Genomic DNA, 14667 nt, shown 5'->3' on the forward strand with positions numbered 1-14667 from the left:
CTTACCTGTCAAAGCAGTTGAAATGGATGCTTGGCATTCGATCCATGGCGGTTAACAACCACCTATCAACTTCGCGTTGACCGACGAAGATCCCTCCGACCACAATGTAGAGGTAGCGCTGATGTAGCTACAAAATCACAGCGAGGTTATCGTAATGGCTGCACTACTGAAAACTACCGATGTGCGTTGCCGCATTGATGAGGATTTGAAAACGCGTGCCACTGAAGTCTTAAACGCTTGCGGGCTGAGCATCAGCGACGCCATGCGACTTTTTCTGCGACAGGTTGTTGCCACTCAGGGGCTTCCCTTCGAGGTGCGAGTTCCATCAGAGAAAACGGCGCGCGCAATGATGGAAGCACGAGAAATCCGTGAGCGTTTCGACTCCATAGACGACATGCTGAGGACTGTTGATGGCGAAACCGGAGAAAACGCAAAAACGCGCTGATCGGCCTAAACAGTGTGCACAGACTTCTGAATTCAAGAAGTCTTGGGATCGTTATAACCGTGCCGGAAGGCGAGACATGAACGACGTCCGGAATGTGATGGCGATGTTGTTCTTGGGGCAGCAATTACCCGCAGAATATCTGGATACATAAGCCGGCTTAACTCCGGCTTCTGTGCGGCTGTTTGTTGCGATTGTTCGTTTGTGTATCAAAACTCTAAAAAATTACAGTTTTGTACTAGTCTTGAGCTAAGACAAAATCAGGAGGCGTCTATGCCTACCTCATCTCCAGCCCTCATCCCACGCGAACAACTCGACGCCCCCGAAGCCGGTCGCGTCGCGCTGAAGTTCTTCTTCAACCTTATGGAGCGTTGGGGCTGCAGCGCAGAGCAGCAACGCACATTGCTGGGCGGCGTCGGCAACACCACGTTCTATAAATACAAACATTTGCCGAACATACGTCTGCCTAACGACACCCTTGAGCGGATCTCCTACCTGATGGGCATTCACAAAGCGTTGAGCATCATCTTCAGCAACAGCCGCGAGCGCGCTTACGCTTGGGTCAGCAGCCCGAACACCGCGGCACCGTTCAACGGCAAAACCGCACTGGATTACATGCTGGCGGGCAGGGTGGTCGACATCGCCGATGTGCGCCGCTACCTCGATGGAGTGCGCGGTTGAAAACGCCGGCGCTGGTCGAGGTGCCATGGCCGCGCGCGTATCGCATCGTCAACAGCAGCTTCCCGCCGATTGCGCTGTTCGAAGATGTGCTCGATCCAGAAGACCTCGAAGTCGCCTACGCCATCGAGGCGCTAACCAATGATCGTCTGATCGAGCAGGCCGGCGTGCTCGCTCGCGTGCGCCCGGAAGATCGCCTGTCCGGCCCCGGTTCCAGTCCAGTAATGGCCGCGTTTACCCATGTCGGCAAACGCAGCCGTTTCAGCGACGGCACCTTCGGCGTCTATTACGCGGCCAGCAGCCAGGCCGCAGCCATCGCCGAAACCTGTTACCACCAGGAACGCTTCCTCGCCGCAACCCAGGAAGCCGACCTCGAATTGACCATGCGCACTTACGTCAATCAGGTGATCAAACCGCTGCATGACGTTCGTCATGGCTTTGATCATTTGCATCAGCCTGATCCGGACGCCTACGGGCCGTCGCAGGTTTTTGCGCGGCAATTGCGCGATGCTGAATCTTGGGGCTTGCTCTATAACAGCGTGCGATTGGCGGGGCATGAATGCGTTGCGGCGTTTCGGCCCCCGGCGGTTTCGATTCCAAAGCAGGGCAAGCATTTGCGCTATGTGTGGAGTGCGAGTCAGCAGAAGATTTCGTTTGTGTTCGAGATCAGTCAGGTCTGAACCCAAAAAGCCCTCGAAGAGGTCTGTCCCCAATACTGCTTCAATACTGCTTGAGCCTAACTTCCCTCGATCAAAGCCCGCTCCTCCAGCCAGATCTCTTGCACGAACTGATCGGTGATCGCATAAATGCCATGCCCGCGTCGCATGATGATGTTCTCGGCAACCAGCGCAATCACTACCGGCTGAATCTCTTCGACCCGCACCTCTCGCCCGACGGACTTTGAATATTCAGCCGCTGCGTCTGTGGAAAAAATTCCGCGAGCATCGCCTTCTGTAGATGCGATCTTGTTGAAAACGGCTAGAGCCAAGCTACCCAGTTGCTCGACTTTTTCCAGCTCGATGCTCGCCGCCGCCGAACGTAGTGTGCTGGCGATTACTGGCAGAAAAACATCTGGCTCGCCCTCTTGCTGTAAGAGTTGGCGTAGGGCCTTCAGCATTTCTTCAGGCCGATTGCCCAAAGTGTCGAACGCTTCGATTGCAGCTTCGAGGGACGGTAATTTGTCCTGCTTCACGGTCATTGCGAGTCGGTTGAGCAAAAATTCAACGTAATCGCCTTTCAGCAATGGATAGGCTGCTGACGTGGCGCCGGAAAAGGCGTGGTTGCGTTTGGCGCTCAGTTCGCTGACTTGCGCTCTGTGCGAACCTGTGCCGATAAATAGAAAGTATCCCGGTGTTTTCGGACGAGGGTTGATTGCATCGCGGGCGGCTTTGAGTGCCAGGAGCAGCTGATTACCGTCGTCTGAGGAAATGGCATGCTGCACCTCGTCAATGATCAACACCAGATCAGTCTTGGCTTGATCTACGACTTCGGTGAGTGCTTGCGCCAGTGTTGGGCCGTCGACGTTGCCAATGCTGTCGAGTTTGAAGCCGAACTTGAATCCAGAGGCGCCGATTTCAACATTGCTGACTCGCTTGAAGGTTTCCAAGGCAGAGGAGCCAGGTGTTTGCAGATCTTTCAGGGTTTTCCGGATGGCGTTGTGCACGAGCGTTGCCGGGTTAGCCAGAGTGTCGCTCCATAAATCGACGTAGATGACCAAAGCGCCTGCTTCTTCCAGGGCCGGGATGAGATCATTCCTCAGAAACGTCGTTTTGCCTGTGCGGCGCAGACCAGATAGAAACAAGCCTGAGCGCAAACCTTCGTCGAGCACACCTGGGTTAAGAAGCTGGTTAGCCATTGACTCAGCCAGTTCTGGTCGCTGAAAAATGCTGCTCATGCGATTACACCTTTTTATGTGCACACCATAATTATTGCTATTTCATAATTTAGCATAAAGATGGAAACGAGGACCGTCGGTTCAAAGTCCGCGCTTTCGAGTGTGTAAGAGGAAGTGTGGCCAATCGCGCGAAGTGCGAGGGAGAAGCTACTTTCACCGGGGGAAAGTGCCAGGGATATAAACAAAGCAGAAACAACAAAGCCCCTGCATTTCTGCAGGGGCTTCGTTTTGTATGGTGCCGGCACCAGGAGTCGAACCCGGGACCTACTGATTACAAGTCAGTTGCTCTACCAACTGAGCTATACCGGCGTGTGGGCGACGATTATAGCGATTGGGAAGATCCTGTAAACCCCTGAATTCAGACTATTTTTGCATCCGCTCTAATCAAGCCCTGCGCAGCACATTGCGCAGGGTTTGCACGGCCTTCACGGTGCGGCTGTTCTGCAGGGCCGATAGTCGCGCTTCGGCCTGCTCCGCGCGTTGCAGGGCGTTGGCCAGTTGTTGGGCGGTGTCGAGTTCGCTGGGGCTGAGCGGGTGAGCGAAGGCGTGGCCTTTGCACAACTGGAAGTTGTCGAGATTGCACGGTGGGATATCGAAAGCAGGTTTGAGGTTCAGGTGTTCGTCGGCGAGGAACCAGGTGTTGAGACCGTCGAACAGGATCGCCTGATAACCGGCGTCGGTGACCAGCGGTTCCCACGTGTGGTCGCGCTTCCAGGGGGTCTCGATGACTATGATCCAGGGACGGAAGCGAGTGAAATCCATGCCGCGCAGGACGCTTTCTTCGTGGCCTTCGACGTCGATTTTCAGGAAATGGATTGGTCGATCAGCGGCATATTGTTCGCAGATAGACGTCAGTGTGCGCGAGTCTACTGTGAGGCTGCGCACCTCCATGCCTTGATCTTCGTGCTGTTTGGCGATCGCCGGGTCGGCCGTGGACAGGCCGGTATCGGGGATAGCGTAGAAAGTCATTTCGCCGGGCCGATCGCTGGCGATGCATTGCACAGTAGTGTCGTGCGGACGTTGCTGACAGAGGGCGTCGTAGTAGTTCTGTATCGGTTCGACGTTCACGCCGTTCCAGCCGTGGTCATAGAAGGCTTTGGTGACCGAATCGTGGTTCGGGTCATTGGCTCCTACATCGATATAGAAGCCGTCTTCGACTTGCTTGAGGGCACGCCACAAGCGGACGTCTTCAAAATTCTGCGCATAGGAAATAAACGTCACGGTCGCATCCTGTCGGGTTTGTTTTGTTCTTGTTGGGACGCGTGCGGGTGGCACGTTGTGGCCTTGTATAGCAAGGCGGGCGAGATGCCGCAATTATTCGCTGCGAGCGGGTGCAATCAGGCGGTTATGTCGTTTTGATTGGCGGCTTATGCACATTCGGCTGGCATGGAATCGGGTCAGGCGGGATTTTCTGGAAGCGTTCTCATTTTGTTCGCAAATTCCTGTTTTAACGGTTTTTTATTAATGTGAACAAAAAATGAACAGCGCTGTTAATGGCTTGAAACAGGCGTAAATATTGGATCCACTATGGATTCATCAACAGAGTTATCCACAGGGTGGTCGCGTTTTATTTGCGTTCGGCCAACATCAGCAAATTCCGCGGCGTAAGGGGGGCTGAGCAAAAAGTGCCAAGGCGTACGGCGTAGCCCTGTTCGACGAGGAACAGTGCCCGATCCAGATTCAACCAAAGCTCCAGTGGCCGTCGGAACAACCCGCGGAGCAATTCCAGGTTGCGTACTTCGGCCAGTCGCTGCCAACCGGTAGCTTCCAGTTTTTCCCAATCCGTCGGTCCAACTGTGGATAACTCTTTCAGCGCGGCCAGATCGCGACAGTAGTCAGGGAAGGATTTATCCAGCCAGGCGCTCGGCAGAGATGGGGTTGGCAAATACTCGTCAGTACCGCGCAACTGCCGTTGCAGACAATCGAAAGCCAAGCGTCGGGCCATCGAGGTATCGCGCTGGCGTTTGACCCTCGCACCGGCGGTGACGGTTTCGCTCATCGGCAGAGCCAGATCTTCGAGTGATAGCCGTAGGGCTGATCGCAAACCCTCAGAAGACAGTGGCTGATACTCGCTGCGATTGATCCGGTTGTAGCAACATGGCGCGATCGCCATCTGCTGACATCCAGCGGCACTCGCCAATCGCATGAGGCGTACGTGCAGATCGCCGCAGGCGTGCAGGGCGATGGGTGTGTGACTGGCGCTCACCACGGCAGCGGCGTCCGCCGCGAGTACGTCCTGCTCCACATGCAGCGCATGCAAGTCATGACGCTGACTCAGCGCCTGCCCGCTCGCAACCAACAAAGGATCATATTCGACACAAGTCAGTTGCTGCCCTTCATTCAACAATCGTCGACCCAGATGCCCTTTGCCGGAACACCAGTCCAGCCAATGCGTCGGCTGCGAGGCGAAAGACAGACAACTGGCAAACGTCTCGATCTGCTGCCACTTGCGCCCAGGCACATCGACATTCAAGCGATGCCCGGCAGCCTCAAGCGCGTGCCTTGGCAATTCGCCGACTGCGCTCAGTTGGGCCGATAATTTCGCCAATGAGGCAAATGGCTCGGGCGCATCGGTCAGATCAGCAGGATGGTTATGCGTCCGCTCTGCATCTTCCAGCGATCGCCCGCGCAGCCAGGAAGACAATTCCGGGTGACTGGTTTCCCACGCAAGGGAAAGATGCGTAAACGGTCGAGGTTTCCACAGCGCCTGATGCACAATCAGAAAAGCATCCAGCGCGATGAAGCGGGCGAGCAAGTCATCGCCCGTCAGCACGCAGGAAGTTTCAGCGGCCCTGGCAGGCATCGACGCGCAGCCAGCGCTCCAGCAGCTTGAAGCCGCGTACCAGCACGTAAGCCATGACCAGATAGAACACGCCGGCGGCGAAGAAAATCTCCACTGGCAAATAGGTGCGGGCAATGATCGTGCGGGCCATGCCGGTCAATTCCAGCAGGGTCACGGTGCTCGCCAGGGCGCTGGCCTTGAGCATCAGAATCACTTCGTTGCTGTACGCCGGCAGGCCGATCCGCGCAGCACGCGGGAGGATGATGTAGAACATCGCTTTCGGTCTGGACATGCCCAACGCTCGCGCCGCTTCGATCTCGCCCGGTGGAATCGCCTGTATCGCACCACGCAGAATCTCGGCGATGTACGCCGCTGTGTGCAAGGTCATGGTCACCGTGGCACACCAGAATGGATCGCGCAGGTACGGCCACAGCGAGCTTTCACGTACGGCGTCGAACTGCGCCAGGCCGTAATAGACCAGGAACAGCTGCACCAGCAACGGCGTGCCCCGGAAAAAGAAGATGTAGGCGTAAGGCAGCGAGCGCACGTACCACAGCTTCGAAGATCGAGCGATGCCCAGCGGAATCGCCAGCAGCAGGCCGGCAATCACTGCGATGGCAACCAGTTCGAGGGTCAGGGTCGCGCCCTGCGCCAGTTTCGGCAGCCACTTGATGATGACTTCCCAATTCATTGCGCGCTCCTCGCAAAGCCGCGGGCGGCGCGTTTTTCCAGGAAATGCATGCCGGTCATCGCCAGTACCGTCAGGGCGAGGTACATGACCGCCGCGACCATATAGAAGGTGAACGGCTGTTTCGACACGGTCACGCCGATCTGCGCGTGACGCATGATTTCTTCCAGACCGATGACCGATACCAGCGCGGTGTCTTTCATCAGAATCATGAACAGATTGCCCAGGCCGGGCAGGGCGATGCGCCACATCTGCGGCATGATCAACCGGGTGAAGATCCGCCACTTCGACAGGCCCAGGGCCTGGCCGGCCTCACGGTGACCCTTGGGAATGGCAAGCAGGGCGCCACGGAACACTTCCGTGGCGTAGGCGCCGAAGCACAGGCCCAGTGCGATCACACCGGCGGCGAATGCGTTGAGTTGCAGATCGGGGTTGCCGAAGTACTCACCGAGGGTGCGCATCAGGTTGACCGTACCGAAGTAGATCAACAGCACCCAGAGCAATTCCGGGACGCCGCGCACCAGCGTCGAATAGGTGCCGCCAAGCCATTGCAACGGCTTGTACGGGGAAGTCTTGGCCAGAGCGCCGAGCAGGCCGAGCACCAGGCCCAGGCACAGGGCGGTGAGCGCCAGTTGGACGGTCATCAGCGCGCCAGCGGCGAGCGCCGGGCCGAATCCGTAGAGGTCGATAATCATGGGTTTCTGTTCAAATTGCGGCAGGCAAAGTCGGGAGCCGGCGCCGCTTGTTCACGGCGCCAGTCCCCACAGGTCAGATCAATAGATGCTGAACGGGAAGTACTTGTCGTTGATTTTCTTGTAGGTACCGTCAGCGACGATTTCCTTCAGTGCAGCGTTCAGCTTGTTGCGCAGTTCGTTGTCACCCTTGCGCACGGCGATGCCGATCTTGTCGCTTTCCACCACCGGGTCGCCCTTGAACTCATAGTTCTTGCCAGCGTCGGTTTTCAGCCAATCGTAGTTGGCGTATTTGTCGGCGAGGATCGCATCAACACGACCGGAGGTCAGGTCGAGGTAGGCGTTTTCCTGGGTATCGTAGAGGCTGACCTTGATGTCATCACCGTAGGTGTCTTCCAGCCAGGTGCCGGCCAGCGTCGCACGCTGGGTGCCGATGGTCTTGCCCTTGAGCGAGTCCTTGTCGGTTTTGAAATCGACATTTTTCGGCGCGATGAACTGCAGCTTGTTCGAGTAGTACGGGTCAGTGAAATCCACCGCGGCTTTGCGCTCTTCGGTGATCGACAGCGAGGAGATCAGGAAGTCGAACTTCTTCGCGTTCAGGGCCGGAATGATGCCGTCCCAGTCAGAGGTGACGACGGAGCATTCGGCTTTCATCTTTGCGCACAGGGCGTCGCCGATTTCCTTGTCGAAGCCGACAACCTGTCCGCTGGCATCTTTGTTGTTGAACGGCGGGTAGGCCGCTTCGATGCCCATTTTCAGGGTTTCAGCCATGGCACCGGCGCTGAACGCGAGGGTGACTGCGGCGGCCAGGAAGACCTTCTTGAAATTCTGCATGCATGTTGCTCCGTTAGCGGTTGCTGGACATGAATTGTTTGCAGCGCGCCGAAAGCGGGTTGTCGAACACCTGCTGTGGCGATCCTTGCTCTTCTATAAGGCCCTGATGAAGGAACACCACTTCGCTGGAGACCTGACGGGCGAAGCCCATTTCGTGGGTCACGAGCAGCATGGTGCGGCCTTCTTCGGCCAATGCGCGGATGACACTAAGTACTTCCTGAACCATTTCCGGGTCAAGGGCGGAGGTGGGCTCGTCGAACAGAATGACTTTCGGCTGCATCGCCAGTGTGCGGGCGATCGCTGCGCGTTGTTGCTGGCCGCCGGACAGTTGCGCCGGGTAGGCGTGGCGCTTGTCGGCGATGCCGACCTTGGCCAGCAGGGCTTCGGCGACTTCGATGGCCTCGGCCTTGCTCTGGCCGAGCACCCGGCGCGGGGCTTCGATGATGTTGTCGAGCACGCTCATGTGCGGCCACAGATTAAAGTTTTGAAATACAAAACCAATCTCCGAGCGCAGGCGATTGATCTGCTTGCCGTCGGCGGCAACCAGTTCGCCATTCTTGGCGGCTTTGAGCTTGAGTTCTTCACCGGCCACCAGGATCTGGCCCTGATGCGGGTTTTCCAACAGGTTGATGCAACGCAGGAACGTGGACTTGCCGGAACCGGAAGAGCCGAGGATCGAGATCACGTCGCCGTCGCGGGCGGTCAGCGAGATGCCTTTGAGCACCTCGAGCTGTCCGTAGCGTTTGTGCAAGTTGCGGATTTCCAGCGCGGGCGTGGCCTCAGCCATGTGCGTTCCTCATATATGTTGCGCTCCTGCTGTTGGCGGGCCTTCCAGGCGAGGCGGCCAAGCTAGCATAGCGTTTCAATGGCAGCCAACAGCGCTACGAGCAGTAATCGGGTGGCCTGTGGCGGGTTGTCGCATCGGCGCAGCAGACTGTCGCCCCATCAACAACCGAACGGGTGTTTGATCATGCAGACCCGTAGGTGTCGCGTAAAAAAAGGCGCGATGTTGCCAGCTTTGGCGGGGTGTTGGAAGCGCTATCCGGCCGAACGTTCCTTATTCGCCCTTTTTCTGTGCGTCGCACACTTTTTCGGTGTGTTTCTGGTGCGCGAATTCGTCTTCAAAGTGAGTCGCAGGGTAACGTTCTGGCGAATAGCCAGTAAACTCAATGACTTGCATCGGATGCCAGAGCCCGCGGCCTTCAAGGACTTGAAACATTTTGGCGCAAATATTGCGTGCAGAATAAGGAACAGGTCGTTGGATTCTTTTTACGAGAAAGAATTTTCAGACGTGCCGGATGCACTCGCTTTCCTTGCAAAGGTAGTCTCTATGAGCAGTACCCCAAGCTCCACTGGCCTCGAACAGGGGCTCAAACCGCGTCATGTGACCATGTTGTCAATCGCCGGTGTGATCGGTGCCGGTCTGTTTGTCGGCTCCGGCCACGCCATTGCTGCCGCCGGCCCGGGCGTGCTGCTGGCCTACGCCGCTGCCGGTACCCTGGTGGTGCTGGTGATGCGCATGCTCGGCGAGATGGCCGTGGCTTCGCCGGACACCGGCTCGTTTTCCACGTATGCCGATCGCGCGATCGGTCACTGGGCCGGTTTCACCATCGGCTGGTTGTACTGGTGGTTCTGGGTGCTGGTGATTCCGCTGGAAGCCAACGCCGCCGCGACCATCCTGCATGCCTGGTTCCCCGGTGTGGATATCTGGGCCTTCGCGCTGGTCATCACCATGCTGCTGACGGTGACCAACCTGTTCAGCGTGAAGAACTACGGCGAGTTCGAGTTCTGGTTCGCCCTGATCAAGGTGCTGGCGATCATCGGCTTTATCGGCCTGGGCCTTGCGGCGATTTTCGGCTTCCTGCCGACCAGTCAGGTCAGTGGTGTCTCGCACTTGTTCGACAGCGGCGGCTTCCTGCCCAACGGCATGGGCGCCGTGCTGGGCGCAATCCTGACTACCATGTTTTCGTTCATGGGTACCGAAATCGTCACCATCGCGGCGGCGGAATCGAAAGACCCGGGCAAGCAGATTTCCAAGGCCACCAACTCGGTGATCTGGCGGATCGGCCTGTTTTATCTGGTGTCGATCTTCATCGTCGTGGCGCTGGTGCCGTGGAACGATCCTACCCTGGCCAACCTCGGTTCCTACCAGACCGTGCTGGAGCGCATGGGCATTCCCAATGCCAAGATGATCGTCGATATTGTCGTGCTGGTCGCGGTGACCAGTTGCCTGAACTCGGCGCTGTACACTTCGTCGCGCATGCTGTTCTCCCTCGGCAAACGCGGCGATGCCCCGGCCATGTCGACCCGCACCAACAAAAGCGGCACGCCTTACTGGGCGGTGATGTTGTCGACCGGCGCAGCCTTCCTCTGCACCTTCGCCAACTATGTGGCTCCGGCCGCGGTGTTCGAATTCCTCCTGGCCAGCTCCGGCGCCATCGCGCTGTTGGTCTATCTGGTCATCGCCTTCTCGCAATTGCGCATGCGTAAACAAAGCGTGGCGCGTGGCGAGAAAATCGAATTCAGCATGTGGCTGTTCCCGGGGCTGACCTGGGCGGTGATCATCTTCATCGTCGCCGCGCTGACCATCATGCTGTTCCAGGAAGCCCACCGCGTGGAAATCCTCGCCACCGGCCTGCTGAGCCTGATGGTGGTGGCTGCCGGGCTGCTGGTGTCGCGCCGGCGCAAGCTGGAGAAGCGTGGTGCTGTTGTATTGAACTGAGTCGTAACGTGTAATGCAAAACGGCCGCTGTCAGGGATGACTAGCGGCCGTTTTTGTTTACACGTCGGATGATGATTGCTTCGGATCCTGATTCAGCTTTGGTCTCGCGACACCATAAAGTCTGAGCTGCAGTTCTCTGCATCGAACCATTCATCCCAAGTCGTTGGCTCGTTGGGACTACAAGTATCGCTTTGAAGGGATGCTGAGTCGCTCGGCTTTGACAACTTATCGTCTTTGCATGAGTCCGTGTTTTTCACCTGACCTCCTTGTATTGGATGTGCATGAAGGTCAGGCACGAGGATTATTCGGATTTGGGTTCGCTATCTTCTACCGACTTCCCATAAGCATCCAGCGCCACCCCGAAATCCGTAATGAACTGCGGCTCGCTCAGCCAGGCCTGGGCTTGTTCGATGGTCATTCCGTCGGCCCACATGCGGTAGTCGATGAGCATGTCGGCGGCCAGGTGAGTAGCGGCCATGCCTTCGTTGTCGGCGTTTTCCATATCGAGCAGTTCAGGATGATCGACGATGATGAAGGCCAGCTCGCGCAGCAGGGTCAGCAGCATTTCGTTGCGGCTGACGGCTTCAGCGTCGCGCATTTTGCTGAACATCGCCAGGGTGTATTCCGGGATCGGCTCGGCGAGGTGGCCGAGGTCTTCGTCCTGATCCAGCGGTTTGCGCCCGACCATACGGATCTGCTTGGCTTTGGCCTTGGCGCGTTTGGCGCGTTTCTGTTGCTTGTTCAGGGATGCCATGGGAGCTCAGTTCTTCTGTTGGGTTTGCGCAGCAATCGCGTCGGATGCCGCTACATAGTCAGCCTGAAAGGCCGGGGATTCGATCCACGCCAGCGCGCCAGCCTCATCGGTTTCCTGCGACCACTGGCGATACTCGATCAGCGCGGCGAGGATGAAATCCATCGCGCCTTCCTCACCTTCCTGCTCATAGACCAGTTCCAGCAGCGGATCTTCAAGGAACGCGGTGCACATGGCCTGTTGGCTGATCTTCTCGGCGTCGATCATTTTCTTGAACAGGTCGGTGAGGTCCACCGATTCGAAATCGATGCGATCATCGTTCGGGTCGAGCTCGACCGGCGCTTCGGCGCGTTTGGTGCGGTTCTGCTTGGCCTTGGCTTTGGCCCGGGTGGCGCGTTTTTGCTGCTTGTTGGCGGAGGCCATGATGTGTTCCGTCGTGCGTGGAAAAGGGCTTAACTGCGCGGGACTGGCCGTCCGGGTGTGTCGAGGGCCAGTGCGCCGGTCTGCAGCCAGGTCAGAGCGATGGGCCATAGTGTGGCTTGGTATGCGCTACGAAAAAAGCCGAAATGTCCGACTTGTTGTTCGCCGATGTCCTGCGGCTCGATGCGCAGGTGAGTTTTTGTCGCGTTGCTGAAGTAGGCGAGCAGGCGTTCGATCGCCGGGATCGTGCCGTAAGGGTCGTCGCCGAGGCTGATGGCCAGGGTCTGCGCGCGGACATTGGCGAAGGGCAGGGCGCCCGACTTTTTCATCAGCGCGCGACCGCTTGGGCGTTGCTCGTAACGTGCGGTAGGCGTGCTCCAGTCGCGGACTACGCCGGTGGGCGTGTCCTCCAGCCAGCCGAGCCGCTTGCCTGGAAAATAGCCGCAGAGCAGCGCCATCAAAGGCATGAGCACATGCCACTTGCCGAACATCCGCCAGCGCTGTTCAGGGGCGTAATCGCGCCAGTAAGCGAACTGCGCCCCGACGGTAACCAGCCGTCGGATGACCGTGCCCGATGCGGCCAGACCGGCCGCGCAACCACCGAAACTGTGCCCGACCACATCGATTGGCTGACCGGGAAACTCCCGATGCGCGCGGTTGAGCATCGCTTGGAAATCCAGCGCACCCCAATCGGTCCACGAGGTACGCAGCCCTTTGATCGACTCGCCGCGCGATTCGCCGATGCCCCGATAGTCGTAGGTCATCACGTCGAAGCCGTGGCTGAACAGATAGGCCGCGAATCGTGAATAGTGCCGACAGCGCACGGAGGTGGCAGGGTTGATGATGACCACCGGGCGCTGAGGATCGGGCGAACTGTGGCGCCAGGTGAAGCCCCCGAGTGCGTAGCCGTCGGCTGCGGTTTCCTTGAAGGGCGTAGCTTTAGTTACAGTCAAAGCTGCTTGGCTCAATTCTGGGTCGCCCACATCGGATGTCTGCTGACAGCGCATGGTGCTTGACCTCGGCGGTTAGGTGCCAACCTTAGTCGCCGCGCTGATCAAGAACAATCCGGCCGGTTCATTCACTGGATTGAATGAGCATGCGTTCTTCGATCAACGCCTGTTCGCGGTTGAGTTCAGCACGTAACTCTTCTTCGCTCGGCAGTATCGTCTTGTAGCTGCTGGCGAACAGTTGCTCATTGCCTTTGAGCATGGAATAGCGCGCCACCGAGTCATTGCTTTCCGCGCTGAGAATGATACCGACGGTTGGCTTGTCACCTTCGCTGCGCTTGAGCTCGTCGTACATGCGCACATACATGTCCATCTGCCCGACATCGCGGGCGCTGAGCTTGCCGCGTTTCAGGTCGATGATCACGAAGCACTTGAGCAGGAAGTTGTAGAACACCAGATCGATATAGAGGTCGACGCCGTCAGTGCTGATGCGTTGTTGGCGGGCGACAAAGGAAAAGCCTTTGCCAAGTTCAAGCAGAAAGCTCTGCAAGTGGTCGATGAGTGCTTGTTCGAGTCCGCTTTCCCTGACTTTGCCTGCCGAGGGCAGGCCGAGGAATTCGAGCATGACCGGATCGCGAATGAATTCCCGCGGATTGCATTTCATCGCGTCGATGTTGGTCGTGGCTTCCTCGACCACCTCGGCTTTGTCCTGACTCATCAGCAGGCGCTCGTAGTAGAGCGTCAGGATCTGACGATCAAGGGCGCGGCTTGACCAGTTGAGGTCGGCGCATTCGTTCATGTACCACAGGCGCGCTTTCTCGTTCTCGACGCGTAGCAGGCGGCGGTAGTGGGTCCAGCTCAATTCGGAACGCACTGCGTTCCAAATTGGAAAAGACTGATAAAAGCTACGCATATATCGCAGATTGCGCTCATCAAATCCCTTCCCGAATTGCCCCGTGAGATCCTTCGCCAGCAGCGCGAGCAACTGCTGGCCATAACCCGCACGCTGAGCGCCTTTCTGTTCGAAATCGACGATATGCCGGCCGATTTGCCAACAGGTCTGCACTTGGATCGTATCGACCGCGCGTAGCACTTTTTGCCGCGCCTGGCGAATCAGCTCGCCCAGTTCGCCCAGCAGTGAATGGATTTTCGGGTCTTGGGTTTCAGCGGGTTTTAGCTGGGTCATCGGGTTTTCCGCGTTCTGGAAACAGAGACGCAAGCATGCCGGTGATGTCGACGCAGGTATGTCGGGCGAACCTGCGAGTTTGGAAGGAAAGCCGGATTGGCGTCGCAGGATATTGCCACCGGAAGGCGCGTAACAGAGTAAATGTCCGTAGTCCATTTCGTACTTTTGCCCGGTCGATCGCCGCAGATTTGGCAACGCTTCGGTGAGCGATCTGGTGTTGCGCTTGAAGGAGGGGAAAAGGCAGGTAAAAGGCTGCTTAAAAAAGCACCTCAGTTGCATCATCGCGAGCGCTTGCCCTTAGGCCTCTGCTCACGCATCCGCCCTTTGCGATAACCCACAGCCCGAACACATCGATGGCCAACATGAACGAGGTCCAGAAGCTCTGCCACACGAACTCGAACCAATATCGCCGAGGTTGCAGTGCCAAGGTGTAGGTGCTGCGCGGCCCGCGATTGCTGGTGGTAATGGAACCGCTGATCCAGCTTTCGATGAGCATGTAGATCGAGAGACACACGGCAAAGGCGATCAGCACGCCAGCGAGCACCGTCAGCCAGAATGTCCAGCGGCTCGGCCTGTACGGCGGGGGATGCGGCAAGCGAATACGGGTTCTTTTCTGATTCATAAGCAGGGC

The 14667-nt window shown here is 57.7% G+C and carries 16 protein-coding genes and 1 tRNA gene; 4 read left to right on the top strand and 13 right to left on the bottom strand.

Annotated elements, in window-relative coordinates; translation table 11 throughout:
• Positions 1 to 154 precede the first annotated feature (154 nt).
• The 3 genes from LIS66_RS01425 to LIS66_RS01435 all read left to right on the top strand — a co-directional run bounded on the left by LIS66_RS01425 (position 155) and on the right by LIS66_RS01435 (position 1800).
• Complete coding sequence (locus LIS66_RS01425) at positions 155 to 445, top strand: type II toxin-antitoxin system RelB/DinJ family antitoxin (RefSeq protein WP_042608613.1); 291 nt, start codon at positions 155 to 157, stop codon at positions 443 to 445.
• Positions 446 to 715: 270 nt separating this feature from the next.
• Positions 716 to 1123, top strand: coding sequence for an MbcA/ParS/Xre antitoxin family protein (locus LIS66_RS01430; protein WP_083353988.1), 408 nt, complete (start codon positions 716 to 718; stop codon positions 1121 to 1123).
• Complete coding sequence (locus LIS66_RS01435) at positions 1120 to 1800, top strand: RES family NAD+ phosphorylase (protein WP_227973460.1); 681 nt, start codon at positions 1120 to 1122, stop codon at positions 1798 to 1800. Before LIS66_RS01430 ends, LIS66_RS01435 begins: the two co-directional genes overlap by 4 nt.
• 56 nt (positions 1801 to 1856) lie before the next feature.
• On the opposite strand, the gene LIS66_RS01440 is transcribed toward LIS66_RS01435, so the two are convergent.
• The 8 genes from LIS66_RS01440 to LIS66_RS01475 all read right to left on the bottom strand — a co-directional run bounded on the left by LIS66_RS01440 (position 1857) and on the right by LIS66_RS01475 (position 8797).
• Positions 1857 to 3014 (bottom strand): ATP-binding protein, encoded by a 1158-nt coding sequence (locus LIS66_RS01440; RefSeq protein ID WP_227973461.1) that lies wholly within the window; start codon positions 3012 to 3014, stop codon positions 1857 to 1859.
• 233 nt (positions 3015 to 3247) lie between these two features.
• Positions 3248 to 3323: transfer RNA gene (locus tag LIS66_RS01445), tRNA-Thr, on the bottom strand.
• Positions 3324 to 3398: 75 nt separating this feature from the next.
• On the bottom strand, positions 3399 to 4235 hold the full coding sequence (locus tag LIS66_RS01450; RefSeq protein ID WP_227973462.1) for an FkbM family methyltransferase: 837 nt from the start codon (positions 4233 to 4235) through the stop codon (positions 3399 to 3401).
• Positions 4236 to 4581: 346 nt separating this feature from the next.
• Positions 4582 to 5817, bottom strand: a complete 1236-nt coding sequence (locus LIS66_RS01455; RefSeq protein ID WP_227973463.1) for a methyltransferase — start codon at positions 5815 to 5817, stop codon at positions 4582 to 4584.
• Positions 5798 to 6487: an ABC transporter permease gene (locus LIS66_RS01460; RefSeq protein ID WP_064363372.1), complete on the bottom strand. Its 690-nt coding sequence runs from the start codon at positions 6485 to 6487 to the stop codon at positions 5798 to 5800. The genes LIS66_RS01455 and LIS66_RS01460 overlap by 20 nt, the downstream gene beginning before the upstream one ends.
• Positions 6484 to 7179, bottom strand: coding sequence for an ABC transporter permease (locus tag LIS66_RS01465; RefSeq protein ID WP_042608620.1), 696 nt, complete (start codon positions 7177 to 7179; stop codon positions 6484 to 6486). Before LIS66_RS01465 ends, LIS66_RS01460 begins: the two co-directional genes overlap by 4 nt.
• A gap of 78 nt (positions 7180 to 7257) precedes the next feature.
• Positions 7258 to 8010: an ABC transporter substrate-binding protein gene (locus LIS66_RS01470; RefSeq protein ID WP_042608621.1), complete on the bottom strand. Its 753-nt coding sequence runs from the start codon at positions 8008 to 8010 to the stop codon at positions 7258 to 7260.
• A 13-nt stretch (positions 8011 to 8023) separates the two neighbouring features.
• On the bottom strand, positions 8024 to 8797 hold the full coding sequence (locus tag LIS66_RS01475) for an ABC transporter ATP-binding protein (RefSeq protein ID WP_064363370.1): 774 nt from the start codon (positions 8795 to 8797) through the stop codon (positions 8024 to 8026).
• A 543-nt stretch (positions 8798 to 9340) separates the two neighbouring features.
• Here LIS66_RS01475 and gabP point away from each other — a divergent pair.
• Entirely contained in the window at positions 9341 to 10732 is a 1392-nt protein-coding gene (gabP, locus tag LIS66_RS01480; RefSeq protein WP_042608623.1) for a GABA permease, read from the top strand.
• Positions 10733 to 11033: 301 nt separating this feature from the next.
• Here the strand turns inward: gabP and LIS66_RS01485 are convergent, their stop codons facing one another.
• The 5 genes from LIS66_RS01485 to LIS66_RS01505 form a co-directional block, all read right to left on the bottom strand.
• Positions 11034 to 11486, bottom strand: a complete 453-nt coding sequence (locus LIS66_RS01485) for a hypothetical protein (protein WP_123419788.1) — start codon at positions 11484 to 11486, stop codon at positions 11034 to 11036.
• Between the two features lie 6 nt (positions 11487 to 11492).
• On the bottom strand, positions 11493 to 11906 hold the full coding sequence (locus LIS66_RS01490; protein ID WP_227973464.1) for a hypothetical protein: 414 nt from the start codon (positions 11904 to 11906) through the stop codon (positions 11493 to 11495).
• Positions 11907 to 11935: 29 nt separating this feature from the next.
• Positions 11936 to 12856 (bottom strand): alpha/beta fold hydrolase, encoded by a 921-nt coding sequence (locus LIS66_RS01495; protein WP_227973465.1) that lies wholly within the window; start codon positions 12854 to 12856, stop codon positions 11936 to 11938.
• 121 nt (positions 12857 to 12977) lie between these two features.
• Complete coding sequence (locus LIS66_RS01500) at positions 12978 to 14036, bottom strand: PDDEXK nuclease domain-containing protein (RefSeq protein ID WP_042608626.1); 1059 nt, start codon at positions 14034 to 14036, stop codon at positions 12978 to 12980.
• Positions 14037 to 14292: 256 nt separating this feature from the next.
• A complete protein-coding gene (locus tag LIS66_RS01505) occupies positions 14293 to 14631 on the bottom strand; it encodes a hypothetical protein (RefSeq protein WP_227973466.1) in 339 nt (112 codons plus the stop codon).
• Between the last annotated feature and the right edge of the window lie 36 nt (positions 14632 to 14667).

It is taken from the genome of Pseudomonas sp. HN2 (assembly GCF_020736465.1).
GTDB classification, from domain to species: Bacteria; Pseudomonadota; Gammaproteobacteria; order Pseudomonadales; family Pseudomonadaceae; genus Aquipseudomonas; species Aquipseudomonas moraviensis_A.